This is a genomic window from Saprospiraceae bacterium, from assembly GCA_026129545.1.
Classification (GTDB): domain Bacteria; phylum Bacteroidota; class Bacteroidia; order Chitinophagales; family Saprospiraceae; genus M3007.
Window position 1 is genome coordinate 475,589 of record JAHCHX010000003.1, and the last position, 22,161, is coordinate 497,749.

The following is a 22,161-nucleotide window of genomic DNA, read 5'->3' on the forward strand; positions in this document are numbered from 1 at the left end:
CCATGCTCAAATCAAATCGCGCAACACGATTTTTTTCTTGAGTATCTTTCCATCGCGGCGTACCACTATTCTGAGCGTTTTCCCCGCTTTTTTTTGGAGTTTGTGTTGCAAATCCGCCAAAGAAGACAATGCAAGGGGGAACACACCCACTCGCAGTATTTCGTCGCCCTTTCGAATATCAGCCTCCGACGCTGGCGAGTTGGGCACCACGCTCTGCACCATGTATCGGTCAAAATTGGCCCCTGTTGCGATGAGGTTGAGGCCGCTCCGGTCGTAGCCATACTCGGCTTTGAAGTAGCGGGCGGGCTTGAGCCATACGAGCGCCTTGTGGTAGTCCAACACGATGATGAAGCGGCTTAGAAGCGTGTTCCCGAGCAGCCCATTTCGTTTGTTGAGATGGTCGGAGACGTAGGCAGCGGAGTCGAGTGTCTGAAAATAAGTGATGACGTTTTGCTGCGTGAATGTGCCCATCTCGATTTGGCGGATACGTCCCGTGAACCCTTCCAAATAACCGCCCAAACCCATGCCGATGTTTGAGGAAATAGTGTTGGCGGGCGGGTGTAGCATGGGGTGCGTGTCGCTGAAAAGCAGCAACGGCAAGCCTGCGCCCGTGTCGAGCAAGAGTTTTACTGGCACTGTGGAATCCGGCACTATGTTGAGGCGGGTGTTGAGATACAACTTGTTGCGATAGATTTCGACAGGCACCGCCACATAGCCTTCGTCTTTCATTTGGAAAAACTCGCGGTCGTAGAGTGTGATGATGTGGCGGTCGTAGTTGATTTTGATGATGTATTTTGAAAACACATTGGCAGACATAATGCCGTGCACGTTGATGCCCGCGTATTCCTCGAACCGAAAATAATCCTCCTGTAGCACCAAAATGTCTTCTCGCGGCGCGAGTGCTTTCCCGACGATTTCAAAACGAACACGCCGCGCCAGATACGCCACCAATTCGGTCTTCAAATCAGAACCCGTGACCCGAAACTCCCGCTCATACGTCACTTTGAGCATATCGCTGATTTCGCGCTTGCTCAAAATGGTGTGTTCCGCGCCCGTGTCGAGGATGAACCTCAAGGGCAACAAGCCATTGAAAAGCACCGTGACGATGATGAAATTGTTGGTGTATTCAAACGGTATGTCCACCTGTCGCTGCCCCTCGGGTATGTAAAACCCAGCCTGTGCCGCCGTGCGAAATTTCGGCCAGCCAATTAAAAGCAACAAGAGCAGTACGGCTTTGGACATTTTGATAAATTTGGTCTGTGTAAGGGAGTGGGTCTATGTGTGCAAACAGCAGCCATCAAAGCGATATGCCCCAAACAAACGGCAACACCGCGTAAAGAAATATCAACAACAACACAATCGCCACCGCATCAAGTATAAAACCCGCCTTTGCCATGTCGCGTGTGGTCAGATAGCCCGAGCTATACACAATCGTGTTGGGTGCCGTCGCCACTGGCAAGCCAAACCCGAACGACGCGGCCAACGTCGCGCTGAGCAGCAACCCAAACGGGTGCATACCGATGCTCACCGCCAACGCTGCCAACACAGGCATCATCATGCTCGCCGTGGCGATATTGCTCGCCACTTCGCTCAACAGCACCACCACCGTCAGCACGGTCAGCAAGATGAGCAGGTGCGAAAGGGTGCTCAGCCCCGTCATGCGTTCGCCCAGCCACGCCGCAAGGCCGCTCTGGTCGAAGCCTTTGGCCAAAGCCAGTCCGCCACCAAACAACAGAATAATGCCCCAAGGTATTCGCAAGGCGGTGTCCCAATCCAGAAGCGGCTTGCTCCCGTCGCCGGAAGGCACCAAAAAAAGCAAGATGCCGCCAGCCACCGCTACCACCACGTCGTTGCAATTGGGCACCCATTTGTACCAAACCAGCGAGCCTGTTATCCACGCCAAGATGACCACCCCGAACAACCACATCAAGCGACGCTCCGGCATGGTGACACGACCTAGCATGGCCAAGTCCTCACGAATAGCGTCGCGGCTATCGTGCGAGGTATCCATCGTCTTGCCCAGCGGGAAGAGCCATAGCAACAGGCCCCAACAAGCCACGAGCAACACCGTCGTGAAAGGCAAACCAAACAAAAACCATTGCCAGAACGACACGGCTATATCCATTTTCTGCTTCACATAAGAGACAAAAATGGCGTTGGTGGGTGTGCCGATGAGTGTCGCCAACCCTCCGATGGAGCAGGCATACCCCACCCCGAGCAACAAAGCCTTTTGAAAATGGCGCGCATCCTTGTCTATCCCGCCCGATTGCACCGCCACCGCAATCGCCACAGGTGTCATCATCACCGCGGTGGCCGTGTTCGATACCCACATCGAAATAAAAGCAGATGCCACCATGAAACCCAGCACCACCCGCGATGGTTTGCTACCCAACCACATCACCAGCCGAAGCGCGATGCGGCGGTGCAGATGCCAGCGTTCGATGGTCTTGCCAAAGAAAAATCCTGCGATGAATAGAAAGATAATTTCGTTGCCATATTCGCCCGACACGTCTTTGAGCCGCGCCACGCCAGTGAGGGGAAACAAGACCAAGGGAAGCAAAGAAGTGACTGCCAAATCCACTGGTTCCGTAATCCACCAGACGGCAATCCAAAGCGTGATAGCGGTAGTCAGCTTGGCGGCCTCGGGCATACCTGCGGGCGCAGGCAATGCGGCGATGAGCAGAAAGAGAAGCGGGCCAGCGAGCAAGGCGAGGGTGCGTTGGTTCATATCGCAAAAGGACAAAACGAACCGCAAAACTTGCGCACCAAAAGGAATATATTTTTGGAGCGGTTGGCTTTTATGCCTTGATTCGCCGAGATTTTTTGGTTCACCATAATTGATGCCCTGAATTTGAATGAGTTACATCAATCATGGGGGGAACCTGACGGCACGCGGCATGAAAGCCAACCGCTCGGCGTATTCAGCAGAACTGCTCGTAAGCCATTTTCAGGTTTTCGGCAATGCTTTCTGCCGGGCGGCCTTCTATGTGGCGACGCTCCAAGAAGTGCACGAGTTTGCCGTCTTTGAAAAGCGCGATGCTGGGCGACGATGGCGGGTATGGCAACAGGTACTCCCGTGCTTTGGCCGTCGCTTCCGTGTCCACGCCAGCAAAAACGGTGTAGAGCTTTTCCGGGCGCTTGGTGTTTTCGAGCGAGCGTTTGGCTCCGGGACGCGCCATAGCAGCCGCGCAACCGCACACGCTATTGACCACCAAGAGTGCCGTTCCTTTCTGATTTTCAAAAATTTGTTCCACTGCTTCAGGCGTTTGCAAGGCTTCAAACCCAAAATTGGTGAGGTCTTGCGCCATGGGGGTTGTGAGTTGTATCGGATACATGATGTTGCGTTGATTTGTGGATTTGTGGTTGGCGAATGTTTGAAGAGGCAAAGATAAATTGCTTCGCAAAAACAGTAGTGTCGCTACTTTGTTCAGCCACTAACTTCGCGGCAGCAAGTTTGGAGCAATATCCGCAAACAACTATCACAAAGTGAACATTGCACAAAAATCACTCATGCTCGGCTCGGCCCAATGGGGCTGGAACGTCGCCCGCGAGGAAGCTTTTCGCCTGCTCGACGCTTGGCTCGCCACGGGACGCCGCGAGGTGGACTGCGCCACCAATTATCCCATCAATCGAAATCCCGCCGATTTTAGAGGTGCAGAGAAAATTTTGCTTGAATATGTGCGGGCGCATGGGTTGCGCGATTTGCGCATCACCATGAAAATCGGCAGCCTCGACAATATGCGCTCCCCCGAAGTGAACCTGTCGCCGTCTTTCATCCTGATGATGGGCGAGGAATATCATCGTCTCTTCGAGGCCAATTTGCATTGCCTCATGTTTCATTGGGACAACCGCGATGACGTGTCGGCGATTCACGCCTCTTTGGAGAGCCTGGCCACCCTGCAAAAAGATGCGCACATCCGCCCCGGATTGTCGGGCATCAAGCATCCCGAGGCCTACCTTGAAGCCAACGCATCGCTCCATCTCTCTTTCGACATTCAGCTAAAACACAACATTTTCCGCTCGGACCTCCTTCGCTACTCTCCTCTACTCTCTGTCCGGCCAGACAACCCCTCAAAAAACTCAACCACTCTTTTCGCCTACGGCATTAATGGGGGCGGCGTAAAACTCGACCAGCACTATGCGCCCGATAGCGTTTTTCTTGCTCGCGGCGGTCAGCCAGAACAAGTGGGGGCTACGTTGGAAAAAGTGCGTGCATTGCTGCCAGACTGGAGCACCGCCTTTGTGCGCCCTCCGGTGAAGACGATGAACCACATCGGTCTTATTTACGCGGGATTGCACCCCGAATTGAGCGGAGTGCTGCTCGGGGTGTCGTCGAGCAGCCAATTGCGCGAGACGCTGGATTTTTGGCGCAATTTGGAAACCTTCGACTACGGGGATATTTTTCAGGCTTTAAACAAAATTGCCCGCTAAACCCAATATATGGGCCAGCAGGCAATCATTAGAACCATGAAAATTTTTTCTTCGCTACAAATGGAGCCGCGCTTTTCGCTCAAGCAACACTTCTTCTGACTCCACCCTATCTGGGTCTGGCACACAACAATCCACAGGACATACGGCAGCGCATTGCGGCTCTTCGTGAAATCCGACACATTCCGTACACTTGTCCGGCACGATGTAGTAGTAGTCGTTTGACACTGGGCTGTTTTTCTGGCTCGCATCCACTTTGATGCCGTTCTCCAACACATACTCTCCTTTCACTGTGTTGCCATCGGAAATGGCCCACTCCACCCCACCTTCATATATGGCGTTGTTGGGGCATTCCGGTTCGCAGGCTCCGCAGTTGATGCACTCATCGGTAATCATTATTGCCATGATGTACTCCTCCTATTGATTTTTGTAAGGAAACAAGCGGCGTTTCCGAAAGTTGGGGCAAAGGTAAACCATCATTCGTCAAGATTTTTCAGATGCCCTTGATTGATGCCCTGATTTGAAATAGATTGCGATTTCAATCATGCAGAGAGTGTATGACGGCGCGGGGCATAGAGAAGACCGGCGAGCAAGCGCGTTTCTCCACCACTTGTCATTGCACGGCACGCACAAAGGCATCAATGCCATTGTCTTCCAACCGCTTTTTGAGGATGTCAGCCTCACGGCGCGATTTGAATTTGCCCACGCTGACGGAAAAATAGGTGGAGTTGGGAAAGCGCACGATTTGAGCGGCGCTGAACCCTGCTTTGTGGATGTTGAGCAGCTGATTTTGCGCACGCTCTTCCATGAGGAACGAGCCTGCCACGACGTGGTAAGTGTCGCGCTCGGCATTGCTCACCGTCACTTTGCCGCTGGTGCCGGGCGGGATGTTGACGGGAGGCTGCGGCTGCCCTGAGGAAGCGGTGGCGGGCGCAGTAGCGATTTGACCGTCCACATACACCATAGCCGCGCCTTGCACACCTGTCAGGATGCGCACTTCGGTGCGGCGGTTGCGAGCGTGTTCTTGTTCGGTACATTGCACGCCGTCGCGACAGCGGTTGCGCGGCTCGCTTTCGCCGTAGCCAACTGGGCGCAGGCGCGAGCGTGGGATGCCTTGCGACACGAGGTAGTCCACCACACCCTCTGCGCGACGCTGGCTGAGGTCTTGGTTGTATTTGTTGTTGCCTCGACAATCGGTGTGGCTGGCAAGCTCGACTTTGATGGTGGGGTGCTGTTTCATCAGCGTCACGAGCAAGTCAAGGTCTTGCCGACCATCGGGACGCAGGGTAGCGTCGTTGAAGTTGTAATAGATGTTGGGCAGTTCGATGATGGAACCCGGCAGCAGGGGAGCGACCGATATGTTCTGCATGGTCAGTTGGTTGGGCAGCCATCCTTGCGTATCTATGTCGGTGCTGCCGATGAGCCGCCCGGCTTGGAACATATCGAGCTTATACTGCGTGTTTGGGTCGAGGAAGTGGTCCACCATGCCATTCACGTCGGTCACGAGGGTGTCTTGCTGTTTGGTGGTTTTGTTGGTCAGCACCAACACGGCGCCTGCCAAAGGCGCATTGGTCACATAGTTGAACACCGAGGGGTTCCATTGCACGCGATTGGTTTTGAGTGCCTTTTCGAGCTGGATAGCCACCTCATTGCCCGTTTTTGAAATCGGGACACGAATTTGCTTGGTCTGATAGCCCTGTTTCGTGACACTGATGGCATAGTTTCCGGGTTTGAGCTCCGTGAGGAAACGGCCTCTGGCATCCGTCTGGCCATTGATGCCTTTGTCGGGTGGCAGGGATTTCATTATTTCCTTGCCGTCAATGGTTTGGATGGTGATGAGGTTGCCTTGTTCGTCGCGTCCAATCACGTTGTTTTTGCCATAGTCGAGGATTTGCACCGCTGCTTCTCCTATGGGAGAGTTGCTGGCTTTGTCGGTCACCACCACGCGCAGGTCGAGTTTGCGGTCGGGCACTCGTTCGTTTTGAAGCAGGAAGTCATCGAGGTTGCCATTTTCCACATGGAAGCTGAAAATATCGTCGGCGCCAGCGCCTCCGTTCCCGTTGGAAGAGAAATAGCCGTTGATTTTGTTCAGGTCAACTATCAGTCCAAAGTCGTCGCCCGAAGTGTTGAAAGGCGCTCCCATGTTGACTGGCTTGGTCCATTTTGTCTCGTTTTCCGGGATGACATAATAGAGGTCGAAGCCGCCTTTGCCGCCGGGCAATCCTTTGGAAGCATAGTACAAGGTGTTGTCGGCATGGATGAAGGGGAAGGCTTCGTCTTTGGAGGTGTTGACGCTTGGGCCAAGGTTGACTGGTTCGCTCCACGATTCGCCGACGCGATATGACACATAGATGTCCATGCCGCCACGGCTGCCGGGCCGATTGGACGCAAAGAACAATTTGTCTCCGTCAATGCTGATGGCGGGGTGGCAATCCGCGTAGGATTCGTCGTTGACCGGGAAAATCGGCTTCGGCTCGCTCCATGTGAAGCCTTCCAGCGTGGAATAATAAATCCGCATCATCAGGCTTCCGTCTTTGCTGAGTTTTTCTTTGCCGTTGACGATGATATTGCGCGAAAAATAGACAGTCTCTGCGGTGCGGTCGAAACAGACAGGCCCTTCGTTGTATTGGGTCGAGATTTCTTTGGCAAAAGGTTCGGCAGCGCTCAATTCCCCATCGGCATTGCGCTGAGAACGCAAGATGGATGTGTAATGCTGCTTGTTTTTGTCGGTCAGTTTTTTCAAGCCGGCATTGTTGGTGGAGATGAAAACGATGCCGTCTTCATAGAAAGTAGGGCTGAATTCCAACTCCGCAGAATTGACGGCATATTCGTTTTTGACCTGCACGGTGGCTGGCACCACATCGGATTGAGCGAACAAAAGGCAGGCAGGCAGCCAAAAGGCCGTGAGTAAAGATGTACGGTAACGGGTTTTCATGATTCCCATGATTTTCGGTAAAAAAGAAAGAGATTACAAAATTTCAATTGACTTTAAAAGGGTTAACATTGGCTAAATGTTGTGGCTCGCGAGCATTGTTTTACATGAAAAATCGCGGATGGAACACGTCCTTCTTCTTGCCGCCGCCGTTCTTGGGTTTTTTCAGGTCGGCCTGCAAGAGTATTTCCACCGAGCCAGCGTTGTAATCCTTGATGCTCGAAAGCGTGAAATCGTAAGCAGCGCCCACGCCAATTTGGGGCGTTGCCTGCCACATGGCCAGCAAACTAACCGACTCGCCCGCGCCGTTGCCACCCACACGATAAGACAGCCCTGCGGTCACTATCTTGCGGATGTCTATGTTGACGTTCACGTCGGCATCAATCGGGGCGTGCTCGACGTATTTTACCAATACGGCAGGCATCAGGTTGATGTCTTCGCTCAAAGGCACGATGCCGCCTGTGACGGCGTAGAAGTGGGGCGATTCCTTGGCCACGAGATTGGCTTGGTCGTTGGAGAAGCCAAGCGTGTTTTTGTAGATGCGCGGTATCGAGAAACCCACATAGTATTTGCCCATGAAAGTGCCATACACGCCAGCCCCTACGTTGCCGCGCACGGAATTGACCCGCTGGTTGTCCAGCGAGGGGTCGCCGATGTTGATGGGATTGGCCTCGTTGAAGGCAAAGCTCACCGAGCGGATGGAGCCTTGAATGCCCGCGCGAACGGAGACCATTTCGGTTTTTAGCAACTCATAGGAGTATGCCAGCGAGCCATAAAAATCGCGCTGCAAGCCGATTTTCAGGCCCGAAAAAACCACGCCCACTCCGACACGCGGCGTGAGGAAAGGCGAGTTGAAACTCATCAGGGCGGAGGCAGGCGCACCGTCGAAACCAATCCATTGGTTCCGATAGATGCCTGTCACGGAGGGTACACCCCTTGTGCCGGAGTAGGCGGGGTTGTACATCAGTTTATTGTACATAAACTGCGTGTAGTGGTGTTCCTGCTGAGCAGAAAGCCGAACGCAAGCGGCCAGTATAAGCGAAAGGAATAAGAGTTTTTTCATCGTAAAAAGTTTGATGGTTGGCAGGTTTTCGGGTTAACAAGCGCTTTTCTTGCCTTGTTAACCCGAAAAAACCCTAAACCCCATTTAACGGAAAATTTCAATGAAGCCTTTGATGGCCGGCTCGCTTGGCCCTGGTTTGAAAATGTAGAAGTAAGTGGCATCCGGCAAGTGTTGGCCGGGGTTGCCGAAGAGCGTGCCGCGCCACGGCACACGGACGTTGCCTGCTTGCGGCGTGTTGTAATAAGGCGATGCCTCATAGACCTTGTCGCCCCATTGGTTATAGACCACTAAGGAATTGTTCGGATAGGCTCGCGGGTCGGCGAGGCATGGTATCTCCAACCAATCGTTGATTTCGTCGCCGTTGGGCGTGAAGATGTTGGGCAGCTTGCACGATTCTTCGCCGCGAATGGTCACGGCTGCGTCGTCGCACAGGTTGGGACACGACTTGGAGCAAACCCTGTATCTGAAAAAGCCTCCACTCTGGCCAGCGTAGGCAAAATTGCCTTCTCCCAGATAGACAAGCCCTTGCAAGCTGTCGAAGAACACCACTTCAAAATCGGATGGCGGCATCAGTTGGTCATTCTCAAACACATTGAACACTGTCGTGTCGCCGGGCGTAAAGAAGATGTTGGTGTCGTCTATGGCATCAGGCATTTTGGCCAACATCACCGTTGTGGACGATGCCGGAATGGTGCAGCCATTCACAATCGCCGACACGGAGTAAACGCCTTCGTTTGCGGAGGCAAACGACTGCACGATGTGCGTGTTTCCTGTGGTATTGAGCGGTTGGTTGTTCAGCGTCCAAGTGTAGGTGGCCCCTGCGATGGCGGTGGCTGTTATCGTGACAGGTTGGTTGAGGCAGCCAAACGTGGGTTGAGACATCACGCTGAGTGCCGGAAGCCCCAATACTTCGATATTGATGTTGCATATTGACGTATTGCCCGATGAATCCACCGCTATGTAGGTAATGGTGGTCAGACCCGGCAAGAAGGTAGCGCCCGACAATGGGCCGCTTGTTTGCATGAATGAGTCTATCCCGCAATTGTCGGTCGCTGTCACTGCATCAAGTTCCAAAATCACCCCGCTGCAGTTGTTTGTGGTGACGGCCGACAGGATGAAATCGCTGGAGTCTTGCGCAACGCCACCGCCCACGTTCACCACGATAGGGCTGATTGGGCAAGTGATATTGGGCGGTTCGGTTTCCAATATCGTCACGCTAAATGTCGCCGAGGTGGGCAATTGGGTCGTTCCTTCTATCCAAGTATAGGTCACGACGGTGGTGCCGTTAGGGAAAAAGTCGCCCGGCTGATGCGAGGAGAAGACAGTGTCGAGCTCGCAGAATCCGGTGGGTGTCGGCGGGGTCCACGATACTGTCTGCGGGCAGCCGGGTATGACGATGTTCTGCGGGATGTTGAGGAAGCCCGGCGGGTTGCCAGTGTTGACCGTGATGACGAAATGGCAAGAATCAAAGTTGCCGTTTGCATCAAAAACGATGATGACTACCGTCGTCTGACCATTGTAGAAAGTATCGCCCGGCGCGTGCGATGAGACGAAAACAAGGCTGTCCGTGCAATTGTCGGTCGCGGTGGGCGGGTCCCATGTGACGGGCGCGCCACAAGGGGTCGCGTTGGAGACGGTCACATCCGGGGGGCAAGCGCCCATTACTGGTGGCACATTGTCCCCTAGTATCACGTTGAAAGAGCAAACCGTCTCATTCCCTGCCGCATCTATCGCCGTGTAGGTCACGATGGTTATTCCTGCTTTGAAGACGGCACCGGGGTTGTGGCTGGCGATGAACGAAATCAAGAAGCAATTGTCAGAAGCAACTGGCGGTGTCCAAGTGGCGGTCGTTTCGCACACACCTTGCGGTAGCGTAATGCTGATGTCACTTGGGCATCCGAGCACAAGCGGCGGGGTGCTTTCTGTCACGGTTATTTCAAAACTACAAGTCCCGATATTGGAAGAAGCGTCAGTGGCGCTGTAAAGCACAATCGTCACGCCGATTTCAAAATAGTCGCCGGAGTTGTAGTTAGAAGTCGGAGTGAGGGTGCCATCACAGGCATCGGTGGCCGTCACGTCGTCCCAAATCACAAAAGCGCCACAAGTATCTGGGGCAGTCGTGATGGTGACATTGGGAGGGCAAGTCAATATTGGCGAGGTGAAATCCGTCACAGTCACCACGAAAGAGCAAGTGGCGACATTGTTGAAATCGTCTGCGGCGGTGTAAGTCACCGTGGTCGGGCCGGGTGGGAATATGCCGGGCGATGGCACACTTGTCACCACAACGGCATTGTCGCAATTGTCCGTCACAAAAGCCGAAGGGTATTGAACAAAAGCGCCGCAGTTGGGGCTTCCATCGGGGGGCACCGTTTGGCTGGGCGGACATTCTATCGAAGGTGCAATCGTATCCTGAATCGTCACGACGAAGCTACAAGTGCCCGTGTTGCCCGAAGGGTCAGTCACTGTGTAAACCACCTGCGTTTGGCCGACCGGGAAAAGGCTATCTTGATTGAAGTTAGAGGTCACTACCAAACCCACCTGACCGCATGGGTCGAATGGAATAGGCGGTGCCCAATTCGTTTGCCCTGCACAAACTGTGCTTAGCGCAAAACCCATCGCTCCTGTGGGACAGTCTATCAATGAAGGAGGTGTGTTGTCCTTCACCGTCACCGTCAGCACGCAAGTGGCCGAATTGCCTGCGCTGTCCGTCACCGTGTAGGTCACATTGGTCACCCCGGCAAAGAACACGTCGCTCGAAGGCACACGCACAATGGTGTCAATGCCGCTACAAGCATCCACAACGGTTGGGAATGGCACGTTCACGTTGGTGTTGCATTCGTTGCCAATGATGTCCACGGTGATGTTCGGCGGACACTCGACACTTGGCGGCGTGTTGTCGTCAGAGGCGGAAAAAAGGCCGTTCACCGTCGTCACCGGCACCACGTTGATACTGCTGTTGATGGCTTCGATGAACCCCGTATAGAAAATGGATGAGGTGCCAGTCGGGTTCAGCACATTAAAAACGATGGTGAAAATGACACTGCCATCGGGCAATATGTCGGGCCAGCCGCTGTTTGGGCCACCCGCAAAGAAAGAGAGGATGCCCAAGTCTGTTTGTGTCGTGCCAAAATCGGTAAGCATCAGCCCCAAGGCGGGGTTGAAGTTGTTCACGGTGCTGTATTGCAGCACGGCGGGGTCCCATCCTACCTGAAACTGCAGCCCCACGATGTCGTTCCAGTTTTCCACAAAAAGATTGACCGCTATTTGGTCTGGGCCGCCCTGACAGTCCACGGCGACGGTGTCAATGAGCAGGGTCAGGATGCCGGGAGCATTCACCGTGACGGTGAAAGAACAAGTGCTGGTGTTGCCAGCCACGTCTGTCGCGGTGTAAGTCACGGTGGTCACGCCGGGATTGTATGTGCCATTCGCATTGCCAGTGCCCGAGCCAGTGGTGGCACCCGTGCGGACGTAATTCAACGTCGGCACGCCGGGGCAGTTGTCGAGCAAGGCCAAGGGCTGCAAGTTGTTCACTTGCACATTCACGTTGCCCGGGGGCAGGTCAATGCTGACGTTGCCCGGGCATTCGAGAATGGGCGGGATGAGGTCGGCCACGTTGACCGCGCCATTCACCCAGATCGCGCCGATTTCTTCGGGGGTGCCGCTGGCGTTGGAGAACACTTCTCTTATCACCGGGCTATCGCCAAAGGTCAGTGGGATGCTCGCGCCACCGCCCGTCAGCACATTCAGGTTGAGGGTAAACAAAATAGCACCCGGAGGCAAAGTCACCCCTTCTGCCGCATTGGCCGTCCAGAGGAAAGCCAGCAAGCCATTGTTGGTTTGTAGTGTGTTGAAATTATCAACTAAAACAAGTTGCAAAGCGGGGTTGAAATTGCTGACAGAGCTGAATTGCAGCGCCGCCGGGTTCCAGCCCAAAGAGAATTGCAAAGAACCTATCGAATCAAAGTTGAGCGCGGTGATGTTGATGCTCACCGTTTGGCTGCAAGAGGTAGTGGCTGTTTGCGCGATGATGGTCAGCGAATCGGTATTGAGCGAAAACTCAACCGTCACATTGAAGGAACAAGTGGCGGTGTGGTTGCCCACATCGGTCGCCGTGTAGGTCACGGTGGATTGGCCGATGTTGAACGGGCTTCCGCTGGCATCGGGGTCATTGGGTTGATTTTGCACGGTAGCGCCGACCGAAGCCCACCCGACGTTGGCCAGCGGCAAACAGTTGTCAGCCAAATTTGCCGGCGCGATGCCGTTCACGGGCGTGGGGCCAAAACCCTGCACCGTCACGTTGGCCGGACAAGTGATGGATGGCGGCTCATCGTCAATCGGCAAGGTGCCACCCGGCCCCGCGATGAAAGTCAGGATGTTGACATTCACATCGGCAGCCTCAATGACGACAGGGCTATTGACAAAGGTCAAGGCGGCGAAATTGCCCGCTTTGCGCTGAAAGGCCAGATTGAAAATGACCGTGCTGTCAGGCAAGCTGGCTCCCAATGTTTTTGTCCAGATGTAGGCGATTCTGCCCGCGTTGATTTGCAGTTTGTTGGAATCGAAATCAACGCCTGCGCCCAACAGTTCGGGTATGATGGGTGTCGTGTAGGCATAATTAAGCTTAGCGGTGTCCCACGCCAGTGTGAACTGGAACGCGCCGATGCTGTCAAAATCCACGACCCGAATAGGTATCAGGAACGTATCGGTTGAGGAACAGCTGATACTGACCGTATCGGCTTTGAATGTGACCGTCTGAGCAGTGGTTTCTCGTGCATACAAGAACGATGCGAAGATAGTCAGGATTAGTAGGATATTTCTCATGGTCTTAAAATCAAGCAATTATGATAGTTGCTGTTTAAAAAATTGAGGGCTCGGAAGAGGTTGTCCCGCAAGGTTGACAAAAGCACGCAAGGGCATTGTCAATCTTGCAAGACAACCTTCTTCGAAACCATGCCTTAATCAATCAAAATCATCTTCTTCCGCGCGCTGTGCTTGGCTGTCTCGAGCTCATAATAATAGACACCCGGAGCACCGAGCTCATCGCGGCGGAATCGCAGCTCGTTGTAGCCTTGCTCAAAACTGCCCACGACGGTTTTCACCAACTGTCCCGAAACGCTGAACACACGGAAGGTGGCGCGACCTGCTTCTGGCAGGCGGAAACCGACAGCAGTCCAGCTGTCAAATGGGTTGGGTTGGTTCTGGTATAGCGCGAAGGTAGCGTTTTCGGTACCGCCTTGCCCATTCACGAACTCAAAGTCGAGCTTCAGCGCATTGCCGTCGCGGTCATAGCCCTCTGCTCGCGTGATATCCGAACCCGGACGCAACACCTCAGCAAGCGAGCTGCCATTGCGGAGCACCTTGAATCGGAGGGTGAAAAGCGTTTCGCCATCGGCAATCGTCATGGGTTCGGCTGTTACCCAAAGCGTGGTCAGCAAGCCTGCGTTCAAACGCATCGTGCCAAAGTTGGCATCGCCCATTTCAGGCAACACACCCGGCTCAATGCTTTCGAGTTTGAACACCTTCGGGTCGAAGTGCAGGGTCATCTGATAGCCCGAGCGCTCCGTGAAGTCGGTAGCCTTAAATGGCACTTCAATGATTTCGCCTGCGGAGAAGGTGCGTTCTTCGAGTCTGAAGCGGAAAGCGCCAAAGCGGTCGTCCGCGTCGTCGTCGCCCGTGAAGCTTGGCGTGATGTTGCCATTCACGTCGCCCATGCGCACCGCCACGAAGTCATCGTCGAGGAAGTCCATGTTGGCGGGCGTATGGCTGATGCTTTGCGGCGGTGCCACGCTGATTGGGTTCGGAGACGGGAAAGTGTATGATTTCGGGATAAACTTCCAGTCCGGCGAGCCAGTGATGTGGTCTTGGAGACCAAGCGCCACTTGTTGGATGCGGGCATAGTCAAGCAACGACAGCTGGCCGTCGCCGCTGACATCCGCCGCCACGAACTGGTAAGGCGAGGTCAGGGATTGGATGTTCAGCACATGACGCTTGATGAGCAGGATGTCTGCCCCTGTGATGCCATTGTTCCCCGGGGTACTTTTCTCACAGGCTACGGTCGTGTTGGAGTTGTTGGGCACCCCAAAGAGATAGGTGCCCGGGAGGCCCGTTGTCTGAGCAGCCATCACGTCGCCCGTAAGCGACACATTCACGCCCGGCACGGGTTTAGGGTTGTTCCAAGTCTGGATGTCGCCACCAATTTGCAGGTCAGCCACGTTGCAGGCTATTTCTACCTTTCCAGCTTGTGTGTTCACCATCACAGAGATAGGTGCGCCCGCGCTGTCAACGGTCACAATCAAATCTACCGGCATATCGGTGATGGATACGGCGGTCATGGAACCAATGGGCGCATCGGCATCCATCAGGATATCCACGCTGAACAATACGGTGCCGTTGGGCAAGGTGAGCGGGTTGCCCACCCAGATGATGCCCAGATTGTTGCCCGGTTGCAGCGTTGCGACCAAATCCGAAACCGCTGGGTTGAGGCTGCCTGCGGTGAGGCCAAGAATGGTGCCCACCATGTCATCCGCGACATTCAACGTGAATTGGAAGCCCGTCACGTCCTCGCAATTGTCAATCGTCACGGGCACCGACACGATTTGGTCGTTGCAACCATCGGCAGACCCTACCACAAACTTGATTTGGTCGCCCGCTTCCACTACCGCCGTGTCCACTTGCAAGCAGCCGCTTGCGGAGTCAACAACCGTCACTGAGTAAATGCCTGCCGACAAACCTGTAATGGCGGGTGTGGTGCCTGCGTTGCTCCATGTGTAGGAGAACTGGCCCGAGCCGCCTGTCACGATGGCCGTGGCAGTGCCGTCGTTGGCACCGAAGAACGATTCGGGGGTGCCTGTGACCGAGAGCGTGAAGCCTGCGTTGTTGCCAAGCGTCACTTCCACGTTGACGGTGCAAAGGTTGGAATTGCCAGCCGCGTCCACTGCGGTCAACGTCACGGCATTGATGCCCAAGTCTTGGCAGTCGAAGTTGGTTTTCGACAGGAACATAGTGTCAATGCCGCAGTTGTCGGTGCTACCGAGGTCAATATCGGTGGGTTTTAGGATGGCCTCGCCGTTGGTGCCAAGTGCGATGACGATATTGTTGTTGCAGATGAGCGTCGGTATGCTGTTGTCAACCACATTCACCACGATGGAATCCGTGTTCACGTTGCCGCAAGCATCGGTGGCAGTGAAAAGAATGTGATATAGGCCAACCGAATAGTTGCCGCTAATGTCGAAGCCGCCGTTTCCTTGAGGAGCGTTGTTTGTCACATCCAGCAAAGAGTCGGGCTGGCAATCGGTAATGTACTGGCTGATATTGAGCGAAACTGGCACGAGGCAATTCAGATTGGGCGGATAATCGGCAGACCGCACTGTAATCGTGTCGGGCATGCCGAGGAACAAGGGTGCCTCGTTGTCCACTACCGTGATTTTGCGAGTGTGGGTTTCCACGTTGCCGCAATCATCCACTGCTGTGCGCGTGCGCACCACAGTGTAGGAGAATTGACCGCATGGCCCTTGCGCGAAGTCAATCGTGTCTTGTTGGAACTGCACGTCCACGTTCTGCGAGCAGTTGTCGGTCGCCGTCACCAAAGAGGGTGCGGGCAGACCCGCAGAGCAGCTCACCGTATCGTCGGGTGGATAGGCGCTCAGGATGGGTTTCACCGTGTCTTGCACGCTGAACACCTGCACGCAGGTAGCAGCGTTGTTGGCTTGGTCGAGCGCCTTCCAGATGCGATAGACGAAGTTGCAATAAGCGCCTGTGCTATCCACTCCCGTCGAGTCGGTAAAATTGATGGAGGCGACCGTGCAGTTGTCCGATGCCAGAGGAGAGCCATTGGCTGCCGGAGAGAAATCCGCAGTGCATTGAATCACCTTGTTTTGTGGGCAGGAAGTGATGGTGGGCACCACGTTGTCTTGCACCACGACGAAGGTTTCGCAGACAGATTGGTTGCCAGCGAGGTCTTTCACATGGAGCCTTACCGGGTGCTGCGTCGTACCATCCGCGTCGGCGCAACCAAACGTGATGCTGTTTGCGATGCCGCCCGGCGGGTTGAGGCGCTGGATTTTCAAATCCAACTGATTTTGCGGCGTGCAGTTGTCGCTGCTGCTTGCATTGATGTTGGCCGAGGTCACCGTGACGGTACCCGACGATTGCAGCGCGATACTGATGCCGTTGATGCAGGCCGCAATGGGGTTGGTGCCATCTTTCACTTGCAACACGATGGTTTTCGTGGAGACGTTGTTGTTGCCATCTATTGCGGTAAACACAAGGGTGTAGGTGCCTTGCGCAAGAATTTCGCTGTAGTTCGCGCCCTGATTCGTTCGGTTGTTCGTAATCACCAGCGTCGTCGAATCGCAATCGCTGACAAACGGAGCGATATTAATAGCCACCGTGTCTTTGCAGTCAAGATTGTTCGGGTCGGTGAACACCACCAAGGTGTCAGGCGCGTTAGCGGCGAAAACGGGCGCTTGAGTGTCCTGAATGACGATGATTTGTGTGCCAGTAGTCACGTTGCCCTCGTCGTCGGTCGCTTTCCATGTGCGGCGCAGGGTGTATTTGTAAATATTCGTGAAAGAGGTAGTGTCTTGCACGAAATCAATGGCCACATTCGGGTCGCAAGCATCCACTGCCGTGATGTTAGCTACATTAGGAATAGGCGTGCACGCCTCCAAGGTGATGTCTGCCGGAATGGGCGACAACACGGGAGCTGTCACGTCTTTCACCAAAACCTGTGTGATGCACTGTTCAAAGTTGTTGGCCACGTCCGTCACCGTGAGCGTCACGTCCACCGGATTGTTCAGGTTGGCACAAGTCAGCACCGACGGGCTAAGGCTCAGCGTCACCGGGCCGCAATTGTGCTGGTCGAAGCTGCCGTTGTTAATTTCCGAAAGTGAAAGTGCGTAGTCGCCTGCCGGTGTTAGGTTCACCGTGAACGCAGGTTTGCACAATGAAATCGGCGGGAAAGTGTCATTGAAAATCTGAACACTTTGCAGCTGCGTGGTGGTGTTGTTCTGCGGGTCGGTGTACGACCATGTAATGGCGTAGTTGCCCGAATTAAGCACATAACGCGGCGGGCCACCCGGCATGAATGGAGGCAGAATGTCAATGACTGGCACAGAGGGCGTGCCGTAGATGGTGATGAACATATTGCCATCGCAATCGGTCGCGGAGGGTGCTTCCACCGTATCCTTTCCGCAGTAGCTGATTATGGGAGGCAAAATCGGCTCGTCGGGCACTGGTGCGGTGCCATCAAACAAGGTTACCGTGAAGGTGCAGGAGTCCGCCAGATTATTTGCTTTGCCATCGGTAGCCACTATTTTCACTTCAAAAGTTTCGCCTGCCTGAACGGGGTTGACCACGCTGGAAAGCGCCGTGCCAGCTGCCGGGAACTGCGTGAGCACCACGCCATTCAGACAGTTGTCGGTCACTTGTGCGCCATTGAGATAGTTGGGCACCACCGTCGTGCCTACACAGCTCGCAGCGATGGAGAGATTCTGCGGCGAGGGGCAAGCTACTGTGGGCGCTTGCGTGTCCAGTACTCTCACCGTGAAAGAACAAACAGTTGTGTTACCCACCACATCGGTAGCAGTGTAGGTAATCACCGTCTCGCCCACAGGGAAGAAAGTGGTTGGGAAGGTCCCGAACACAGGAGGATTGTTATACACAAACGGAGAAGAAGCATTGATGGAGCTTTGCACTGAGGCATTGCTGATGGTCTCCGTCACTGTGTAAGTGGAACAGTCGCGGAAGCTTTCCTCAAAGGGTGTGGTGCGGCGGAATGGGCGATACCACGAGAAGATATTGCCACAGTTGCCCGTTGCGTTCTGAATCGTGATGACGCTGTCGCAAACAAAGTTGGTGTTGCCCAATGATGCGCCGAATGGCTCGTACACCACAGGGCCGTTTCCGTCAGTCACCACTACTGTTATCGTGATTTGGCTGGCATTGGCACATGGGTCAGCCACCGTGAACGTCACTGTGGAGGTGCCGATGGGGAAATTCGTAGAAACCGAGGGGCCTGAGCCACTCATGCTTCCTATCGGGAAATTGACTACGTAATTAATCGTATAGCCGCCAAAAAGTACGTTGCAATTGTCTTGAATGTTGGCAGGTGTCAGTTGCACCAAAAATGGGGCCACGCATTGGGGGGCGCCGTTTTGGTTGTTGGCTTGCAGATTGACCAACGTCTGCACACCAGAGAAAGTAGGCGCTTGGGTATCCACCACAGAGAACACTTGCACATGGGTCGTGGTGTTGCCCGCTTTGTCGGTCACTGTCCATGTACGGGTCACGACGCTTGAGTTGAGGCAAGAGCCGGCAGTGGTCGCGTCGTTGTAGGTGATGGAAAGCGCATCGTTGCAAGCGTCGTCGCAAGCATCCGTTACATCAGCCAAAGTGATTTGCCCCAACACCGCGAAGTCCGTTGGGTTGTAGGCATTGCACTGCACGGTGACGGCAGGAGGAGCCACCGCGTTGGCATTGATGATGACAGGTGGTGTCACATCGTTCACCGTGATGGTTTTGGTGCAAACGGCGGTGTTGCCAAACACATCCATCGCGCGGAACGTCACCACGTTGGTGCCCACATCGTTGCAATTCCATTGATAGGTTGGCGCAAACCCGCTTCCATCCACACTGACCGCAAAGCTAAGGGGGCAGGAAGGAGTGGAGTTGAGCGTGTTGTCCGTGATAGTGAAGTTGGCCGCATAAATATCGGCATCCAAAACGCCGGAGCAATTGGCATTCAGGCTGACCGAAGACGGCGTGAAAGAGCCGCAGTTGGTGATGCTAGGTGTTAGTGTGTCTGTCACTGTCACCGTGGCATTGCAAGTGGCGGACAAGCCGCCGCCATCGGTCACGATGAGGGTGTAGGTATTGGCCCCGATGTTCGCGCAAGTATATACCGCAGGGGCGCTGGTGAAGGAGAAAAAGCAGTTGTCCGTGCTGTTGTTGTTTACTTGGCTGGGTGTCACGGTGACAGTGCCGCCAGCGTTCAACGCAACGGTGATGTTTTTGCAGTTAGCCACTGGCGGCTGCACATCCGTCACCACCACATTGAAGGTGCAAAGGCCAACGTTGCCTGCCGCATCGAGTGCCGTATAGGTTACTTGGGTTGTCCCAAAAAAGAAGAATGCGCCTGGGTTGTGAGAAGCAATCACCGTGATATTGCCCGGGCAGTTGTCTGTGAAAGTTGGTGGGGTCCACGTCACGGAAGCCAAACAGCCGCCGAGATTCGCATTTACGGGAGGGGGATTGGGGCAGTTAGCCGTGGTCGGCGGCTGCAAGTCTGTGATGTTCACGTTGAAGCTGCAAGCAGAAGAGTTGCCAGCGGCATCAATAAAGGTGTAGGTCACGGGAGTAAGTCCCTTTTTGAAATTCACGGAGTTCGGAATCGGATAAGCACCCGATGCTGGGCCGCTGAAGTTGGCACCCGTCAGTTGATAGTTGAGCACCGTGACCCCGCAGTTGTCCTGATATTGGCCGGGGCCATTCAGGGCGCTGCCGTTGGGTTGCATAGTGAGTGCCAGGCCGGGAATGGCCGAAGCGTTGGTCTCGCAGCTGGCATCCGCGGTGATGGCGATGTTGGTGGGGCAGTTGGCGACGGGCGGCAACACATCCACCACAGTAATCGTGGTATTGCAGGTGCTTGAGGGCGAGAGCGGCGAAAGGTCATCAACCGTCAAAGTGACGGCATTGCTGCCGAGATTGGCGCAGGTGAACGTGCTAGGCGCGACCGACAAGGTCACGGCACCACAGTTGTCGTTGGAGCCATTGTCCACTTGAGAGGCCAACAAGGTGCCCTGCCCGTTGGCACCCAATTGCACCACCACTGTTCCGGCGGGTTTGCAAAGCGCATTGGGTGCTTGGGGTTCATTCACCACCACCTCTATGGTGATGGTGGTGCAGTTGTTGTAAGCATCGCACCAAGTGTAGGGGATTCTGGTGGTGCCCACCGGAAACTGAATCGCCAAGAACTTGTGCGCAGGGGTACATACATTGAGAGCCGGAATGAGCGGGAATGAGCTGACCGGGTTGTTATTGATATCGAAAACAGTAGCAACGCCTTCTACTGGCGCAAAGCTGGGCAAGTCGCAGTCGCTCACCGTGTAGTTGTCGAACACTGGGCCGACGCAGTTCGATACCACTGGCCGCTCAATAGTAACAGTGGCTGAGCAGTCCCCTGGTGTCACATTCACATTGTAGGAAGTCGGGAACGACACAGTGACTGCCGGAGGGGTAGTGTCTTGCACCGTGATGGTATAAGAGCAAGTACCCGTCAATCCCGCGCCATCCGTCACGGTCCATATCACGGTAGTGGTGGTGCCTTGTGCGAAAGCAGCCCCTGCCAGTGTGGCCGAGGCGTTCCAGTCATTGGTTATGGAAGCCAATGAGCAATTGTCGTTCGCGTTGGCAAAAGTCACATCGAACTCAGTGCCTACCACATCGTAGTCGCAATCCAAATCGGCCTGCCGCGTGAAGTTCGCGGGGCAAGCGACGGTTGGCGGCTCGTCATCCACGACTGTAATTTGAAAATTGCAGGTTGCCGTAGCCCCTGTGCCATCGGTTGCTTTGTGTTCGACAATGGTGGTACCCACATTGAAAGTCACTGACCATTGCGCCCCGCTCCCGGCAGCCACTGTCGCGCCGGTCATGCTCCACGAAGCCACGGCGCCCGGGCAATTGTCACTGAAAGGGAAGGAGCTGTTTGTGAACAAGTTGACCACACAATCCCCGCTTACATCATCGGAGGTGCCAAATATCAGGCTGGGGTCTTGGGCGGGTGGCGCAGGCAATCCAAAACACCCAACGGTAGGTGCCTCTGCGTCCACCACCGTCACGGTGAATTGGTCGCTGGCGGTGTTGCCTTTCCCATCGGTCACGGTGTAGGTCACGGTAGTCACGCCCACATTGAACGTAAGCGCGCTCACATCGCCGGCACCGCTGCCAGTGGTGGCTCCGGTCAAAACATAAGTGAGGTTGGCCAAACAGTTGTCGCCATATTGGCCGGGAGTCACCGTGGCCGGTGGCACCACAGGCCACACGATTTGCGTCATGGCTGCGCCCGGCACTCCCATTTTGGAACAGAGGCCGGGATCGGCATTGAAAGGCCCTTGGTTGGCAGGCGCGTCAATGAGAGGTATGATGTTGTCGTTGACCGTGATGCTCAGTTGGCGAAAATTGGCTGGGGTGCTGGGGCCCGCCGGACCATTCACCCGTACATACCAAGTCTGGGCTGGCCCCACGTCTGCACAGGTAAATGTGTATGGCAGTGCCACCACACCAGAAGAGAAGTTGGGCACGGGAGAAATTTCATAAGTACACGCAGCGTCCTTAGCAAAGCCGTTGGCAGTCATCACCATATCATTGAGAGTCGCCTCCGTGCCATTCATGGCAGTCAGGTTGAGGGTGATGTTGACAATGCCGGGCGCTGGCACGGTGAGAAAATCACCGCACTGCGCAAAGGTGTCCTGCGCCAGCAGTAGGCAAATAGCAGTCGTTGCCGCCAGCGCCCAACGGCGTGGAGTTGTAGAGTTGTTCATGGTCTGCAATTTTGATAAAAGGAAAAGAAGGGTAAACGAGAGGGATTCTTTGAAGAAAGGTAAGGGTTTCTTCATGCAGGCAAATCGGTTTGGAATGAAAAGTTGCTGTTTACAAATAACAAGTCTTCGCATAAAAAATAGGATTTTTCAGTGTTCGACTGAAATTCACTTTTACACGAGAGACCAACCGTAGTGGCGGA

9 protein-coding genes are annotated in these 22,161 nt (G+C 54.6%); 1 reads left to right on the forward strand and 8 read right to left on the reverse strand.

Annotated elements, in window-relative coordinates; genetic code table 11:
• Positions 1 to 6: 6 nt before the first annotated feature.
• The 3 genes from KIS77_19930 to KIS77_19940 all read right to left on the reverse strand — a co-directional run bounded on the left by KIS77_19930 (position 7) and on the right by KIS77_19940 (position 3,335).
• Positions 7 to 1,242, reverse strand: a complete 1,236-nt coding sequence (locus tag KIS77_19930) for an aspartyl protease family protein (GenBank protein ID MCW5924598.1) — start codon at positions 1,240 to 1,242, stop codon at positions 7 to 9.
• A gap of 55 nt (positions 1,243 to 1,297) precedes the next feature.
• On the reverse strand, positions 1,298 to 2,728 hold the full coding sequence (locus tag KIS77_19935; GenBank protein ID MCW5924599.1) for a DASS family sodium-coupled anion symporter: 1,431 nt from the start codon (positions 2,726 to 2,728) through the stop codon (positions 1,298 to 1,300).
• Positions 2,729 to 2,921: 193 nt separating this feature from the next.
• Positions 2,922 to 3,335 (reverse strand): BrxA/BrxB family bacilliredoxin, encoded by a 414-nt coding sequence (locus tag KIS77_19940; GenBank protein ID MCW5924600.1) that lies wholly within the window; start codon positions 3,333 to 3,335, stop codon positions 2,922 to 2,924.
• A 151-nt stretch (positions 3,336 to 3,486) separates the two neighbouring features.
• Between KIS77_19940 and KIS77_19945 the strand changes: the two genes are divergently transcribed.
• Complete coding sequence (locus tag KIS77_19945) at positions 3,487 to 4,431, forward strand: aldo/keto reductase (GenBank protein MCW5924601.1); 945 nt, start codon at positions 3,487 to 3,489, stop codon at positions 4,429 to 4,431.
• A gap of 54 nt (positions 4,432 to 4,485) precedes the next feature.
• On the opposite strand, the gene KIS77_19950 is transcribed toward KIS77_19945, so the two are convergent.
• From KIS77_19950 to KIS77_19970, 5 genes are all read right to left on the reverse strand, one after another.
• Complete coding sequence (locus tag KIS77_19950) at positions 4,486 to 4,833, reverse strand: 4Fe-4S dicluster domain-containing protein (protein ID MCW5924602.1); 348 nt, start codon at positions 4,831 to 4,833, stop codon at positions 4,486 to 4,488.
• Positions 4,834 to 5,041: 208 nt separating this feature from the next.
• Positions 5,042 to 7,363, reverse strand: coding sequence for an OmpA family protein (locus KIS77_19955; protein MCW5924603.1), 2,322 nt, complete (start codon positions 7,361 to 7,363; stop codon positions 5,042 to 5,044).
• Between the two features lie 100 nt (positions 7,364 to 7,463).
• Entirely contained in the window at positions 7,464 to 8,423 is a 960-nt protein-coding gene (locus KIS77_19960; GenBank protein MCW5924604.1) for a type IX secretion system membrane protein PorP/SprF, read from the reverse strand.
• An 84-nt stretch (positions 8,424 to 8,507) separates the two neighbouring features.
• Positions 8,508 to 13,244 (reverse strand): HYR domain-containing protein, encoded by a 4,737-nt coding sequence (locus tag KIS77_19965; protein ID MCW5924605.1) that lies wholly within the window; start codon positions 13,242 to 13,244, stop codon positions 8,508 to 8,510.
• Positions 13,245 to 13,378: 134 nt separating this feature from the next.
• Positions 13,379 to 21,961, reverse strand: a complete 8,583-nt coding sequence (locus tag KIS77_19970) for an HYR domain-containing protein (protein ID MCW5924606.1) — start codon at positions 21,959 to 21,961, stop codon at positions 13,379 to 13,381.
• Positions 21,962 to 22,161: the final 200 nt, after the last annotated feature.